At 61.5% G+C, this 15,046-nt stretch carries 14 protein-coding genes, 2 tRNA genes and 1 pseudogene; 16 read left to right on the top strand and 1 reads right to left on the bottom strand.

Annotation, left to right across the window (positions count from 1 at the left end; genetic code table 11):
- A pseudogene (locus tag ABHR76_RS07735) lies at nt 1–511 on the top strand (DNA primase); the annotation flags it as partial.
- A 110-nt stretch (nt 512–621) separates the two neighbouring features.
- Nucleotides 622–1,968, top strand: a complete 1,347-nt coding sequence (gene rpoD, locus ABHR76_RS07740) for an RNA polymerase sigma factor RpoD (RefSeq protein ID WP_346977225.1) — start codon at nt 622–624, stop codon at nt 1,966–1,968.
- On the opposite strand, the gene ABHR76_RS07745 is transcribed toward rpoD, so the two are convergent.
- Entirely contained in the window at nt 1,965–2,156 is a 192-nt protein-coding gene (locus ABHR76_RS07745; protein ID WP_346977226.1) for a hypothetical protein, read from the bottom strand. The two genes, rpoD and ABHR76_RS07745, sit on opposite strands and share 4 nt — an antisense overlap.
- Nucleotides 2,157–2,297: 141 nt before the next feature.
- On the opposite strand from ABHR76_RS07745, the gene ABHR76_RS07750 reads away from it, so the two are divergent.
- From ABHR76_RS07750 to smc, 14 genes are all read left to right on the top strand, one after another.
- Nucleotides 2,298–2,372: transfer RNA gene (locus ABHR76_RS07750), tRNA-Asn, on the top strand.
- A 34-nt stretch (nt 2,373–2,406) separates the two neighbouring features.
- A tRNA-Asn gene (locus ABHR76_RS07755) sits at nt 2,407–2,481 on the top strand.
- 161 nt (nt 2,482–2,642) lie between these two features.
- Nucleotides 2,643–3,032, top strand: a complete 390-nt coding sequence (locus ABHR76_RS07760; protein WP_006234031.1) for an Asp23/Gls24 family envelope stress response protein — start codon at nt 2,643–2,645, stop codon at nt 3,030–3,032.
- Between the two features lie 27 nt (nt 3,033–3,059).
- Nucleotides 3,060–4,721 carry a DAK2 domain-containing protein gene (locus tag ABHR76_RS07765; RefSeq protein ID WP_118225807.1) on the top strand — a complete coding sequence of 554 codons (1,662 nt, stop codon included), beginning with the start codon at nt 3,060–3,062 and terminating at the stop codon, nt 4,719–4,721.
- Between the two features lie 10 nt (nt 4,722–4,731).
- The gene (recG, locus tag ABHR76_RS07770) at nt 4,732–6,909 is read left to right on the top strand and encodes an ATP-dependent DNA helicase RecG (RefSeq protein WP_346977228.1); all 2,178 of its coding nucleotides are present in this window, start codon (nt 4,732–4,734) and stop codon (nt 6,907–6,909) included.
- Nucleotides 6,906–7,556, top strand: a complete 651-nt coding sequence (gene rsmD / locus ABHR76_RS07775; protein ID WP_346977229.1) for a 16S rRNA (guanine(966)-N(2))-methyltransferase RsmD — start codon at nt 6,906–6,908, stop codon at nt 7,554–7,556. Before recG ends, rsmD begins: the two co-directional genes overlap by 4 nt.
- Nucleotides 7,549–8,046, top strand: a complete 498-nt coding sequence (coaD, locus tag ABHR76_RS07780; protein WP_346977230.1) for a pantetheine-phosphate adenylyltransferase — start codon at nt 7,549–7,551, stop codon at nt 8,044–8,046. Before rsmD ends, coaD begins: the two co-directional genes overlap by 8 nt.
- Nucleotides 8,047–8,114: 68 nt before the next feature.
- On the top strand, nt 8,115–8,612 hold the full coding sequence (locus ABHR76_RS07785; RefSeq protein WP_138374829.1) for an ATP synthase subunit B family protein: 498 nt from the start codon (nt 8,115–8,117) through the stop codon (nt 8,610–8,612).
- Nucleotides 8,612–9,166, top strand: coding sequence for a YceD family protein (locus tag ABHR76_RS07790; RefSeq protein WP_138374830.1), 555 nt, complete (start codon nt 8,612–8,614; stop codon nt 9,164–9,166). The genes ABHR76_RS07785 and ABHR76_RS07790 overlap by 1 nt, the downstream gene beginning before the upstream one ends.
- Nucleotides 9,167–9,230: 64 nt before the next feature.
- Complete coding sequence (gene rpmF, locus ABHR76_RS07795) at nt 9,231–9,410, top strand: 50S ribosomal protein L32 (protein WP_022094017.1); 180 nt, start codon at nt 9,231–9,233, stop codon at nt 9,408–9,410.
- A gap of 87 nt (nt 9,411–9,497) precedes the next feature.
- Nucleotides 9,498–10,517 carry a phosphate acyltransferase PlsX gene (gene plsX, locus ABHR76_RS07800; protein WP_346977231.1) on the top strand — a complete coding sequence of 340 codons (1,020 nt, stop codon included), beginning with the start codon at nt 9,498–9,500 and terminating at the stop codon, nt 10,515–10,517.
- 114 nt (nt 10,518–10,631) lie between these two features.
- Nucleotides 10,632–10,874 (top strand): acyl carrier protein, encoded by a 243-nt coding sequence (locus ABHR76_RS07805; RefSeq protein WP_161161446.1) that lies wholly within the window; start codon nt 10,632–10,634, stop codon nt 10,872–10,874.
- 3 nt (nt 10,875–10,877) lie between these two features.
- On the top strand, nt 10,878–11,603 hold the full coding sequence (gene rnc / locus ABHR76_RS07810) for a ribonuclease III (RefSeq protein ID WP_346977233.1): 726 nt from the start codon (nt 10,878–10,880) through the stop codon (nt 11,601–11,603).
- 10 nt (nt 11,604–11,613) lie between these two features.
- Nucleotides 11,614–15,046 (top strand): chromosome segregation protein SMC (gene smc / locus ABHR76_RS07815; protein WP_346977234.1); only part of this gene is annotated, 3,433 nt, incomplete at its 3' end.

Here is a 15,046-nt window from a genome sequence, read left to right on the forward strand (position 1 = left end):
TCTTACCGATCTTGAACGCAAGTCCTTGGCGGGGGAGCGTGAACTGCTGACCATGCTCACGAGCTACCCCGACCTGTTCCGCACGTATGCCGATCGCATCTGCTCCATCGAGTGGGTTGACCCACGTCACGAGTCCATCGCATGGGCCATACTGGCGTCGCCCCCTGGTACCGATCCTGCGGCCTGCATGGATGCGGCGCGCGCGGTATGTCCCGAGGCGGCATCGCTTGTCAGTGCCGGACGCATCTCGGCGACGAGCAAGCACCCCACCGAGACGAACATCGTCTTTATGCTTGACACGCTCGAGCTCTACACCATCAAACGCCGCATGCGCTCCGCACAGGCTAAGCTGCGCCGGGACCATTCGCTCGATGAACAGGCGCGGCGCGTGCTGACCATGCAGGCGGTGCAGGACGCGCAGCGTCAACGCGAGCTGCAAAAGTCGATCGGCGGCGTGGCGGACCCGTTCCGTTTGATCGGTTTGGAGACGGCGGGCGCCGACCAGGCCTAGATGTTGTGGTCAACCAGCGTATTCTCACCTATATCCAGACCTCTTTTTGGGTATAGACGTCACTGTGTGTGCTAAAGTATTGAGTCCTGTGGACTATGAAGGGAGAATCTGTGCCAAAAAAGACTGAGAGCACGGGTACTGGGCTGGAATCCTACGTTGCAAAGCTCATGGGCAACGGCTCAAACAGGACTTCGGTAACCGAGGACGAGATTCAGGTCGCCCTGAAGGATATCGATGTAACTGATGAGCAGCTCACCGCGGTGTATTCCGCGCTGCGCAACAGCGGCATCCAGATTATCTCCGCGAGCGGTAACGACGACGCCCCCATGGACGTCGACGATGACGATAACGATACCGATACCGACGACTTTGGTGACGACGAGCACGATTCCGGCTCGCTCGACGATCACGAGCTCAAGATGGCCCGTCAGGCCGATGCCGAGATGGGCTCCTCCAAGAGCAAGAAGAAGCGCACCGTGCGCACGTCCCGTTCGCGTTCGCGCGTGCGCGGTATCGACGCCTCCACGGTGATGCTGACCGGCGACCCCGTCCGCATGTACCTCAAGGAGATCGGCAAGGTCGACCTGCTGACCGCCTCCGAAGAGGTCGATCTGGCTATGAAGATCGAGGCGGGTCTCGAGGCCACTGAGAAGCTCGAGGCCTCCGAGGCGGGCGAGCTTGAGCTCACGCGTTCCGAGATGCGTCGTCTGACCCGTATCGAGAATGTCGGTCTTGAGGCCAAGCAGGCACTCATTAGCGCCAACCTGCGTCTGGTCGTTTCCATCGCCAAGCGCTATGTCGGTCGCGGCATGCTGTTCCTGGACTTGATCCAGGAGGGCAACCTCGGTCTGATTCGTGCTGTCGAGAAGTTCGACTACCAGAAGGGCTTTAAGTTCTCCACGTACGCCACGTGGTGGATCCGTCAGGCCATTACGCGCGCTATCGCCGACCAGGCCCGTACCATCCGTATTCCCGTGCACATGGTCGAGACCATCAACAAGCTCGTCCGCGTGCAGCGCCAGCTCCTTCAGGACCTGGGCCGCGACCCGACCCCCGAGGAGATCGGCGCCGAAATGGACATGAGCGCCGACCGTGTCCGCGAGATCCAGAAGATTTCGCAGGAGCCCGTGTCGCTCGAAACTCCTATCGGCGAGGAAGAGGATTCCCAGCTGGGCGACTTCATCGAGGACTCCCAGGCCATCGTTCCGCCCGATGCGGCCAGTTTCTCCATGCTGCAGGAACAGCTCACCCAGGTGCTCGATTCGCTTGCCGACCGCGAGCGCAAGGTTATCGAGCTGCGTTTTGGCCTTGCTGACGGACATCCCCGCACGCTCGAGGAGGTCGGTCGCGAGTTTGGCGTCACGCGCGAGCGCATTCGCCAGATCGAGTCCAAGACCCTGGCCAAGCTCCGTCATCCCAGCCGCAGCAGCAAGCTGAAGGACTATATCGAAAGCTAGGAGTTACGGCGTTTTACCAAACGCCGTAACTGGCCGACGCTGCAAACCCGCCAGAGCGGCAATCTGCCTTTCAACTTCGGCGGCATGACCAGAAGGTCAATGCCGCCTCGTTTCAAGGCACCTTGCTCGCCCTGGCGGGTTTTCGCTGTCGTTACCAAAACATCGGCGTTTTCGTTGCCGGTAGTCATTGGGGACGTTCTTGAATGACTAGTCGTTTAAGAACGTCCCCAATGACTAATTGACTAGGTCGGAAAAATTCTCAAAAAAGTTCTTGCCCTGAGCTGATTCGTCCGTATAATAAACTTCGTTGCTTGAGAGCACGCACCTATTCCTCGGTAGCTCAATGGTAGAGCACGCGGCTGTTAACCGCGCTGTTGTAGGTTCGAGTCCTACCCGGGGAGCCAGAATTTCTCAGCCCATTCCGCTGGGCTTTTAAATTCCTCGGTAGCTCAATGGTAGAGCACGCGGCTGTTAACCGCGCTGTTGTAGGTTCGAGTCCTACCCGGGGAGCCAGGTTGTAAAACCCGTCGCTTATGCGGCGGGTTTTTTCATGCCGCGATCGGCTGTCACGAACGTTACCTTATCAACATTTCGTGTCGAGGATGTAATCGTGAACCCCGTCGCCTCAACATGGCTTGGTCGTTGTAGAATAATGCAATGATTGCTCCCACGACATGGTGCCGCGAGCACCAGAAAAGGAGATTCTTGTGTCTGAGACCATTAACGGCAGCTTGAGCGTCTCGAATGACGTTATTGCCGATATTGCCGGTTATGCCGCTATGACGTGCTACGGCGTCGTCGGTATGGCCGAGCAGCTCCAGGGCGCCGAGAGCGTGCGTCTGCTTGCCGGTCAGCGCCTCCGCAAGGGCGTTCTTGTCTCCGCCGATGAGAACGGCCTCACGGTCGACCTTCACGTCGTGCTCGAGAACGGCGTCAACATGAAGTCCGTCTGCCACAATCTTTCGAGCTCCGTTGCCTTCACCCTGCAGGAGATCGCCCAGATCGATCCCGCCAGCCTTAAGATCGGCATTCACATCGACGCGCTCAAGAGCCGTCTGAACTAGCATCCGAAAACGGAGATTCTAACACCCATGATTGCAAAGACCATTCGCACCTGTTTTCCGATCGCTGCGGCTGCCGTTTCCGACAAGGCCGAGGAGATCAACAAGCTCAACGTCTTCCCCGTACCCGATGGCGATACCGGCACCAACATGTCGCTTACGCTCGCCTCGGTGACCAAGGAGCTTTCTGCTCTTCCTGCCGACGCCGACATGGAAGCCATCGCCGGCGCCATCACCCACGGCTCCCTCATGGGTGCCCGCGGTAACTCCGGCGTCATCACGTCGCAGATTCTGCGCGGTGTGGCCGAGGGCCTTGTCTCTGCCGACGAGCCCATTACGTCCGCCAATATCGCCTTCGCTTTCCGTCGCGCCGTTAAGGTCGCTTTCCAGGCTGTCCGCAAGCCCATCGAAGGCACGATCCTCACGGTCCTGCGTGATGTCTCGACCAAGGCCGATGAGTGCGAGAAGAAGAAGTTCTCGGCCGAGGATGCGCTCGATGCCATCGTCGTCGAGGCATACCAGTCCGTCGCCCGCACGCCCGACCTGCTGCCCGTTCTGAAGGAGAACGGCGTGGTCGACTCCGGCGCCTTTGGATTTGCCATTTTCCTCGAGAACTTCGTGGCTGCCGCTCTTGGCCGCAGCACCGTTGTCGAGGATTTCTCCGCTACGTTTGATTCCGCAGGCTCTGCCCGCGATGCCGCTCTTGGCCGTGTTGAGATCGAGGCTAACGACGACTGGGAGGGCTCGGAGTTCCGTTACTGCAATGAGTTCCTGTTTAAGGCAGACGCCCCGTTTGACGAGGACGAGTGCCTTAAGTTCCTGGGCTCCATGGGCGACTGCGAGCTGCTCGTTGGCGCTTACCCCGATTACAAGATTCACGTGCACTCCAACACCCCCAACCTGGTGCTCGAGCACATGCTGCAGCTTGGTCAGATCTACGAGGTCTTTATCCACAACATGGAGATGGAGGCCCACGATCGTACCGCCAAGATTCATGAGGACCAGGAGAAGGCTGCCGAGCCCGCCAAGGCGCTGGGCTTTGTCGCCGTTGCCGCCGGTTCGGGCGAGGCCGACATCCTCAAGTCCCTCGGCGTTGACGTGATCGTCTCGGGTGGCCAGACCATGAACCCCTCGACCGCCGATCTGCTGGGCGCCGTCGACCAGGTCAACGCGACCTCGGTCATCATCCTGCCCAACAACGGCAACATCCGCATGGCTGCCGAGGCCGCTGCCTCTGCCTGCACCGATAAGAAGGTCGCCGTCGTTCCCACTAAGACCGTTCCCCAGGCGTTCTCCGCGCTGTTCGCCGTCCTGCCCGATTCCGAGCTCGAGGACGCCGTCGCCGCTATGGTCGACGCCATCAGCGAGGTCCGCGATGGCGAGGTCACCCGCGCCGTGCGCGACTCCAGCGCCTCGGACGGCTCTCCGATTCACTCCGGTGACGTCATGGGTATCATCGCCGGTTCCATCGACGTGGTCGGCTCCGATGTGAAACAGGTCACCCTCGACTGCATCAACCGTATGCAGGAGGAAGAGGAGGGCGACGCGCTGACGATTCTGGCCGGCGAGGAACTGTCCGACGAGGCCTTCCAGGAGATCGTCGACGCCATCGAGGAAGCTCAGCCCGACCTGGAGGTCGATGCCCATCGTGGCGAGCAGCCGCTCTATCCCGTGATCTTCTCGATCGAGTAGGCATCTGAACATGTCCGAGATATGCTCCGTGCCGCGCGTCTCGGAGCGCTTTGCCCAGAGCAATGCGCTCGGCGAGGATATCGCGCGACTCAAATATGTTTCGGGTAAACGTGAGGAGGCCCTTCGCCGTCTGGGAATTCGGACGGTGGGGGACCTCCTTCTCCATATCCCGCATCGATATCTGGACTTCACTCGCTCATGGTCCATCGAGATGGCGCCCATCGGTACCGTGTGCACCATCATTGCCACGGTCGATCGCATTGTTCAAAAGCAGCCTCGTCCGCGCATGCAGGTGACCGAGGTATCGCTCGTGGATGACACGGGCGTGCTGCAGGTCGCCTTTTTCCGCCAGCCCTGGATTGTCCAGCAGCTTAAGCGGGGCGACCGCCTGGCCGTGATGGGCAAGGTCGAGTTTGCCTACGGCTTTAAGCAGATGGCCTCGCCGCATTTTGAAAAGCTTGAGGGTGGTCGTGCCGCGGGTACCATTTTGCCGGTCCATTATGTGAGCGATGGGGTGAGCCAGGCATGGATGCGCCGCATCGTGAGCGGTGCTCTTGAGCTCGTCGGCAATCCCTTTGATCCCATCCCGGCACCGCTGCGCGCAAAGCGCAAGCTCATGAGCAATGCCCGTGCGCTTCGTTCAATCCACTTTCCCTCGAGTATGGCCGAGCGCGACATTGCGCGCCGCCGTTTGGCCTATGAGGAGTGCCTGTACCTGCAGCTCGCACTGCGTCTGCGCAATGACGGCGGCTTGGTCGAGGTGGTTCCCTACGCCCACACCGCGGGCGAGCACCTTGCTGCTCTCAAGCAAGCCCTGCCGTTTTCGCTGAGCGACGAGCAGGAGGCCGCATTCCAGGATATTTTGCATGATATGTGCGATGATACGCGCGTCATGAACCGTCTGCTGCTGGGTGACGTCGGTACCGGCAAGACGGCCGTTGCCGCTTGTGCGTTGGCCGTGGCCGTCGATAGCGGCACCCAGGGCTGCGTCATGGCGCCTACGGGCGTGCTGGCTCGTCAGTATGCCGATAAGACCGGCCCCTTGCTCTCTCAGGCTGGCATGTCCTGGGCGCTCCTGACGGGCGCCACGCCGGCGGCGGAGCGCGAGCGCATCCATAAGCAGCTGGAATCGGGCAAGCTTGACGTGCTCTTTGGTACGCATGCCGTGCTTTCCGAAGACGTGAATTTTAAGCACTTGTCGCTCGTGGTTATCGACGAACAACATCGCTTTGGCGTGGGTCAGCGCAACGCCTTGCGCGCGAAGGGCCCCGGCGCGGACCTGCTCGTCATGACGGCGACGCCCATCCCGCGCACGCTGGCGCTCTCGGTCTACGGCGACCTGGACACGAGTATCATCCGCCATCGTCCCGTCCCGGGTGCCGGCGTGACGACGCGCGTCCTCACCGAGTCGAGCCGCGACCTGGCCTATGGTGCCATCCGCGAGGCGCACGAGAAGGGTCAGCAGGCCTACGTGATCTGTCCGCTTGTGGAGCCGAGTGACTCGACCGATGAGCTCGAGGATGTGCCCGGTATCGCCCGTGACGACGAGGGCCGCGTGACCGTCCCCGTGCCGCTGCACGATACGGCGACCGAGCTCGACCGCCTGCGCCTGGCGCTGCCGGGCCTAACTATCGAACGTCTCCACGGCCGCATGCGGGCGGGGGAGAAGGATCGCGTGATCGACGCCTTTAAACGCGGTGAGATTGACGTGCTCGTTTCGACCACCGTGGTCGAGGTGGGCGTCGACGTGCCCAACGCCACCGTCATGGTCATCGAGAACGGTGAGCGCTTTGGTTTGGCCGCCCTGCACCAGCTGCGCGGTCGTGTGGGCCGTGGCGGCGTGGCGGGCACATGCCTGGTCATGACGCACTCCAAGGGTAACGGCGGCACATCGGCGGCACAAGATCGCCTGCAGTCGCTCGAGAAGACCGCAGATGGCTTTACGCTCGCGCAGATGGACCTACGCCTGCGCCACGAGGGCGAAATCTTGGGTTACCGTCAGCATGGTGGCGTGACCCTACGTTTTGTCGACCTCGATGCCGACGAGGAGCTCATCGAGTGGGCGCATTTGGACGCGGTCGAGCTCTTGCGGTATGCTAGCAATCTTGACTCTGTGGCGACGCGTCCCCTGCGCGATGCAGTCGCCGCGCGGTATCGACACATCTTTAAGGAGGTCAGCGGAGGATGAGAATCATCGGCGGTGAATGGCGCGGTCGCAAGATCGAAGAGCCGCGCGGTCGCGATGTTACGCGTCCGACGACCGACCGCGTGCGCGAGGCGTGCGCATCCATGGTCCTATCGGCCTTTGACTTTGATTTGGACGAGGTTAGCGTACTGGATGCCTTTGGCGGCTCCGGTGCCCTAGGCATCGAGATGCTCTCGCGGGGCGCCCGTTCGCTCACGACGTTTGAGATCGATCGCAATGCCGCGAGGCTCATTACCAAGAATATCGAGTCGCTCTGCCGCGATCGCGCGCGTTGGCGTGTGGTGACGGGCGATGTCCTTGTGAGCGCTTCGCGTGGCCGCGTGCCGGGCGGCCCCTTCGATCTGGTCTTGCTCGACCCGCCCTATGCTTTTGGTGCTAAGCCGGTCGATGAGCTGCTGCAGAACCTAGCCCAGCAGGGCTTGCTCACCCCGGGCGCCTATGCTCTGTTTGAGCATGCTGCCGCCGACGCGGGTGCACATCCTGCCGGCTTTGTAACCGTGCGTGAGAAACGCTATGGCATCACCTCGGTCGACCTGCTCCGTTGGGTCGGCGAGGGCGAGGATGACGATACCGCCACCGATGCCGATGGCAGCGACGGCACGAAGTTTCAGGAGGATGCTCATGAGTGACACCATTAACCGCGTCATCGTTCCGGGTACCTTCGATCCCATCACGTTCGGCCATATCGACGTCATCCGCCGCGCCCGTCGCATTTTTCCCAGCGTGATCGTGGCCGTTGCCGAGTCGCAGGGCAAAAACGGCGTGGGCACCACCTTTATGCTCGACGAGCGCGTGGCGCTGGCCCGTGAGGCACTCGGTGATATTGATGGCGTCGAGGTCCTGCCCTTTACCGGCCTGCTCGTCGACTTTGCTCGTGAGCAGGGTGCTGGTGCCGTGGTCAAGGGCCTGCGCGCCATGACCGACTTTGAGTATGAGCTGCAGCAAGCCGACCTCAACTACCGCTTGGATAGCGAGCTGGAGTCCATCTTTGTCATGAGTGCTCCGCAGTATGGCTACATCTCGAGCTCGGTGGTACGCCAGATCGCCTCGCTCGGTAGTGATGTTTCGACGTTTGTGCCGGCTAATGTGGTCGAGGCGCTTAAACATCGCTTTTCGTGACGTTTTTTATTGCCAGGTGGCATGTGGTAAACTAGCACGATGATATGTTACCTATGAAAGGAGACCGGATGCCGGGCGAGAATTTTCCTGGCGACAGGATCGTGAGCCTTGTCGACGAGCTCGAGGGGCTCATCCAAGAGGCTAAGACGCCGTTCGGCAAGAACGCCCAGATGAAGGTCATCGATGCCGACGTCTTCTTTAACATCCTCGATGAGATCCGCATGAGCTATCCCGAGGAATGGCAGAAGTCCCGCCGTATCCTCAAAGAGCGCGAGGAGCTTATGGCTTCCGCCGCCGCTCAGGCCGATTCCATCATCGCCGACGCTCAGCAGCAGGCCCTCACTATTGCCGGTGAGCAGGAAATTGTTCGCCTTGCGCAGCAGCAGGCCGACGATATCCGCGACCGTGCCCAGCAGTATGAGCGCGAGACGCGATATGCTGCCGAGGATTACGCCGAGCAGGTCTTTACGCACCTCGAGGAGAACCTCAAGAGTCTGACCGGCACCGTCACCCGTTGCCGCCAGCAGCTCAATGAGGGCGCCGCCCAGCAGAATGGTCAGTGGTAATGGCTGAGTTCCCGAGCGTTACCGTCGATCTTTCCGAGCAGCTCGAGTTTCCCGGAGACTCGTATCCGCTGACCGGCAAGGTCGATGTCGCCGCCTACACGGTGGGCGAGAAGGAGTACCAGCTGCAGGACGGTATCGACTACGACGTGGTCTTTACCAATGCCGGCACCGGTGTTCTGCTTACCGGCATGGTTCGCGCGCACGCCACCGGCGAGTGCGACCGTTGCCTGGAGCCTGCCTCGTTTGACATTGCCGGCGAGATCGAGGAGTTCTATCTCTTCCATGAGCCCGAGGACCCCGAGGCCTACGAAGACGGCTACGAGCTCCTGGGCGAGGATCGCGTTGTCGATCTGGGCGAGCCCATCAACGATGCCGTTGTCATGGACACGCCGTTTGTGGTGCTCTGCAAGCCCGATTGTCGTGGTCTTTGTCCCGTCTGCGGCGCCAATCTCAACGTGGAGCAATGTGATTGTGCCGCCCAAGCCGAGGCCGAATGGGCCGAAGCCACGGAAAATCCATTTGCAGCATTGAAGAATCTCAAGCTTGACGAGTAAAACTGTGGTAGTATCGCTACTTGCGCGTAATTGCCACACTGGATAGTTCATAAGGAAGGTCACTATGCCCGTACCTAAACAAAAGCAGGGTCGTATCCGCACTCACACCCGCCGTTCCGCCAACATGAAGATCTCGGCTGCGGCTCAGTCCACGTGCCCCCGTTGCGGTGCTGTCAAGCTCCCGCACCACGTGTGCCCTAGCTGCGGTTTCTACAAGGACCGCGAGGTTATCGTTACCGAGTAACGGTATACTCTGGATACGATGCCGTTCCAACTGGAACCACAATGGCCGGCTCATTGAGTCGGCCATTTTTGTATAAGGAGCATGTATATGAGTAACGTTCGCGTTTGTGTAGACGTTGTGGGTGGAGACGAGAAGCCGCAGGTTGTCCTCGATGGTATTGAGGCTGCCCTGGCAGCCGATCCCGATATTGAGGTCCTGGCTGCCGGTCCCGCCGAAATCGTCAATCCCTTCGCCGCCTCCCATGCGCGCGTCGAGGCCCTGGAGGCACCCGACGTTATCGCCATGGATGACGATCCCATTCGCGCCGTGATGACCAAGCGTAAGTCGTCGATCGTGCTTTCTTGCCGCGCCATTAAGAAGGGCAACGCGGATGCGTTCTTCTCCGCCGGCTCTACCGGCGCTATGACAGCTGCCGCGACCGCCTACGTCACGCCGTTTCGATATATGGCCGAGGGTAAGAAGCAACCGGTGCGTCCGTGCCTGACCAATGCGCTGCCCAATCGTGCCGGCGGTCTGACGGTGCTGTGCGACATGGGCGCCAATCCCGATGTCGAGGTTGACGATATGGTGCGCTTTGCGCAGATGGGCAGCGCCTATGCACGTGTCGTCTTGGGCATTGAACATCCCCGCGTGGGCCTGCTCGCCAATGGCACCGAGGACGAGAAGGGCTCCAACTTTACCAAGGCCTGTTTCCCCGCTATGAAGGCCGCAGTTCCGGGCTTTGTGGGCAACTGCGAAGGCACTGACCTCACCTCGGGCAATTTCGATGTCGTTGTTGCCGATGGCATGTCGGGTAATATCGCGCTCAAGGCTACCGAGGGCGCTGCCAAGTTTTTGCTGCAGGAGCTCAAGGGCGCCTTTATGTCCTCGCTCGGCACCAAGATTGCCGCGCTGCTCATCAAAAAGCAGATGCGCGAGATTAAGGCCAAGCTCTCTGGCGATGCCAAGGGCGGCGCCATCCTGCTGGGCCTGCGCGGTGTGGTCTTGATCGGCCACGGCGCCACGTCGGTTGAGGCTGTCAAAAACGGCACGCTCGCCGCGGCTGAGGCCGTACGTGCCGGACTGGTCGAGAACGTCGCCAACTCCATGGACGGCATCGTTTTATAACAGCGGCGTTATGCGCCTCGGGGCGTGCGTCGTGGGGTAGAATCAGAACCGTGTCCTGGTACCGCCCGGGCGGTACCATTCTTTTGGTATTCATGCACTATGAGAGGAAGCGCTATGGACCGCTCCGAAATCTTCGACAAGATCGCCGAGGTCACTGCTGACGTTCTGGGCGTCGATGTTGCCGAAATTAGCGATGAGACCACCTTTGACGACCTCGATGCCAACTCGCTCGAGCGCCTGCAGCTGGTTACGGCTATCGAGGACGAGTTCGACCTCGAGATCGATGATGAGACCCTGCTCTCGCTCAACTCTGTCGCCGACGCCGTCGACGCTATCGAAGCTGCCAAGGAGGCCTAAGTCTTGGCTTTATCCGAACGACTTACGCGCGCCCAGGAGATTCTGGGCCACGAGTTCAATGACAAGGTGCTGCTGCGCTCAGCCCTCACGCATCCTTCGGCCGTCGAAGGCCAGCCAGTCTCGGCAAGCTACGAGCGCTTGGAGTTTTTGGGCGATTCCATTTTGGGTGCCGTCGTCGCCCGCTCGCTCTTTGAGTCCTATCCCGAGTTTGACGAGGGCAAGCTCACCCGCTTGAAGGTGTCGCTCGTCTCGGGCGCCACGTTGTCTGAAGTGTCCCACGAGCTGGGTATCGACGACATCATCATTTTTGGTGCCTCCGAGACCGGTACGGGCGCACGCGGCCTGCATTCGGCGCTCGAGAACGTCTATGAGTCGCTCGTGGGCGCGCTGTACCTGGATGCTGGTTGGGATGCCGCGGCGGAGTTTATTCACCGCACGCTTAAGCCGCACCTGGCTACCGAGCGTGCCGAACACCCTGCGAACCCCAAGTCGTTTTTGCAGGAGTGCGTGCAGGCCGACGGCCACGAGCCTCCGGCGTATAAGCTGATCGGATCCGAGGGTCCGGCGCATGCGCCCACCTTTACCGCCGTGGTGTTGATCGATGGCATTCGTCAGGGTCGCGGCACCGGTTCCTCTAAGAAGGAAGCCGAGGGAGCCGCCGCGCTCGAGGCGCTCGACCGTATGGGTTACACCACCAATGGCGTGATTCTCAACAAGAAGCCTGTTTAAGCGAGGAACCGTGTATCTCAAGTCCCTCACGCTCAAAGGGTTCAAGTCGTTTGCCGACCGCGCCCATATGTCATTTGAGCCGGGCCTGACCGTAATCGTCGGTCCCAACGGCTCGGGAAAATCGAACATCTCCGACTCGATTCTGTGGGTCCTGGGCGAGCAGAGCGCCAAGCAGCTGCGCGGTCAGGCCATGGAGGATGTCATCTTCTCGGGCTCGTCGGCGCGCAAGCCGGTGGGTGTGGCCGAGGTCACGTTGGTGCTCGATAACTCGGACCATATGCTGCCTGTCGACTTTGACGAAGTCGCCATCACCCGTCGCATGTATCGCTCGGGCGAGAGCGAGTACCTCATTAACTCGAGTCCGTGCCGCTTGATGGACATTCAGGACATCCTGCACGATTCGGGCCTGGGCAAGGATACGCATTCCATCATCAGTCAGGGCAAGCTCGACGCCATTTTGCAGAGCCGCCCCGAGGAGCGCCGCGCCCTCATCGAGGAAGCCGCCGGTATCTCCAAGCACAAGCGTCGCAAGGAGCGTGCGCTTAAAAAGATCAAGTCGATGGACGAGCACCTGACCCGTGCCCGCGACATCAATAAGGAAATCGCCCGCCAGCTGCGTCCGCTGGAGCGTCAGGTCGATCGCGCGCGCAAGTACAAGGAGCTGTCCTCGCGCGCAAACGAGCTTACGCAGATGCTGGCCGTTGACGAGCTGCGTTCCCTGCAGTCGCAGTGGAACGATCTGGAGAGCCGCTCCAAAGAGGGCGCGGCCGAGCTTGAGCTAGCGCAGTACCGCTTGGGCGAGAAAGAGCGTGAGCTCGAGAAGCTTCAGGTCATGCTCGAGGAAAAAGGCTTGTTTGTGGGCGACCTGGGCGAGCAGCGCCGCCATATGCAAGACGTGGTCGGCCGCATTACCTCCGACATGCGCCTGCTTGAGGAAAAGGGCCACAACATGGTGTCGCGCCTGTCCGATATGCGCGGGCAGATCTCGGGTTCTGAGCATCAGCGCCGTCGCGTGGTCGAGGAGCTCGAGGATGCGCGCGCCCAGCTCGAAGAAGTGATCGGTGCGCACATGCAGGCTCAGGAGGACGTTGACGCCGCCGGACCTGCCGCCGCCCAGCTCCACGAGCGTCGCGTTTCGCTCGACAATCAGATTTCGCAGCTCACGCGCGAGCAGCGCGATGTGCAGCGCGTGGCCGATAACGCCGCGCTCGAGCTTGCCAAGGTGAAGGACTCGCTGAGCAACGCCGAGGTCGAGGACAACATGTACGCCTCGCGCCTGGAGCAGATTGACGAGCAGCTCGAGGAGGTCACGGCCTCGCTCGAGAGCCGTCGCGACCGCGCCGAGGAGCTCGACGGCGCACTCGATCAGGCTCGCCAAGCCCAGGTCGATGCGCGCGAAGCCACCGAGGTTGCCCGCGCTGCCCTTAAGGACCTGCGTGCCCGCGAGAGCGAGGCGCGCAACAGGCTGTCCGAGGTGCGCTCGGAGCTTGCCAGCCAAAAGAAACTCGATGCCCGTATGGCCGACAGCTCGCCGCTCGTGAGCCGACTGGTGGGGGCGTTGGGCGATGACATAACGGGTCGCCTGGGTGATGTGCTCGAAGCCCCTCGTGAGCTCGAGGGCCTGGTGGAGCAGCTGCTTGCCGGCGATATCGATGCCCTGTTGTTTGATGACGCTGATGCGCTCGAGCGCGCCGGGCGTGCCGCCCTGGACCAGAAGAAGGCCTCGGGCGAGGCACTGCTGGTGGCGCGCGGCGTGAGCGGCGGTGCAGCTGCCAAGGGCGCTGCCGGCTCTCGTCTGGTCGATCGTCTGTCTGTGCGCGCCGGTTATGGTCCGATTGTCGAGGCGCTGCTCGGCGGCTATTACGTGGTCGATGACTTGGCCACCGCGCTGACTGCGCCTGTCGTTGACGGTGTGACCTACGTGACTCCCGATGGCGCCCGCGTGTGCTGCGGCGGCTTGGTGCGCGTGGGGCTCGATGCCGGCGAGGCTTCGGGTGCCTTGGAGCGCAAGCGCCGCATCCGTGAGCTCGAGGGCCTAGAGCCCGATCTGGCTGCTATCTTTGAGCATGTTTCGGACCAAGTCGTCGAGGCCAACGCCGCCGTCGAGGAGGCCCGTGCTGCCGAGGGCGATGCCGCCGGCGAGATTGCCCGCCTTGAGGGTGAGCGTCGCTCGCTACTGTCCGAGATCGGCCGCCTTGAGCAAAGCGCCAACAACGCCGAGGTCGAGCGCGTGCGCATTTCCAAGCGCCGTGAGCAGGCCGCTGAGGCCGTCCGTGCCGCTCGTCCACGCGAGGATGAACTTACTCGCTCACGGGACGAAGCTCGTGCGCAGGCGAGCGACTTAGGTCTCCAGATTGCCGAGGCCAACGACGAGCTCGACCGCGTGCGCCGCGATGACTCCGAGGCCGCCGGTAAGCTCGCCGATGCCAAGGTGCGTCTGGCCCAGACGAGCGAGCGCCTGCGTTCGCTGAAGGGCCGCGTTCCCGATCTGGAGCATCGTCTGGAGGGTATCGACCGCCGTATCCGCGGAACGCGCCAGGCTTCGCGCTCGCTTGAGCTGCTGCGACTGCGCGTCGATCCCATGCACGAGCGCTACTCGGCCCTGCTGGAGCGCGCCTCGGACTGGGCCGCGCGCCTTCGTGACCAGGCTTCGCTCGAGGAGGCAGACTCCGCCTCGCTCAAGAAGACCATCGAGGACGCCAAGGCCGAAGTCGCTCGCGCCAAAGATAAGGTTGATACCGCCACCGCGACGCAAAACGAGTTCAAGGTCGCACGCGGCAAGCTCGAGGTGCAGGTGGAGGCAGCCATCAAGGCCATCACTGCCGACGGCACCACGGTGCTCGAGGAAGCGCTCATGCTTCCCGCGCCTACCGACCGCGACGCTGCCGAGCGTGAGCTCAACCAGCTCGTTCGCCAAATCAACAACCTGGGTCCGGTGAACCAGGTTGCCATGGAAGAGTACGAGCAGCTCAAACGCCGCGCCGATTACATCGAGGAGCAGCTGGCCGATCTGGAGAGCGCGCGCAAGGCGCTCACCAAGATTACCGTGGCCATCGACCGTAAGATGCGCAAGGCGTTTCTGGTAACTTTCGAGAAGGTCGATGCGAACTTCCGCGAGATCTTCGCCATGCTGTTCCCGGGTGGCCAGGCTCATCTGGAGATGACCGACCCCGAGCATCCGGCCGATACGGGTATCGAGGTCGTGGCGCAGCCGCGCGGCAAGCGCATCACCAAGATGATGCTCATGTCGGGCGGCGAGAAGAGCCTGACGGCGCTCGCCCTGCTCTTTGCCGTGTACCGCACGCGTACGGTGCCGTTCTATGTGCTGGACGAGGTCGAGGCGGCACTCGACGACGCCAACTTGTCCAAGCTCATCGGCGCCCTTGATGTACTGCGTTCCGATACGCAGCTCTTGGTCATTTCACATCAGCGTCGTACTATGG

It is taken from the genome of Collinsella aerofaciens (assembly GCF_039752985.1).
Classification (GTDB): Bacteria; Actinomycetota; Coriobacteriia; order Coriobacteriales; family Coriobacteriaceae; genus Collinsella; species Collinsella aerofaciens_BT.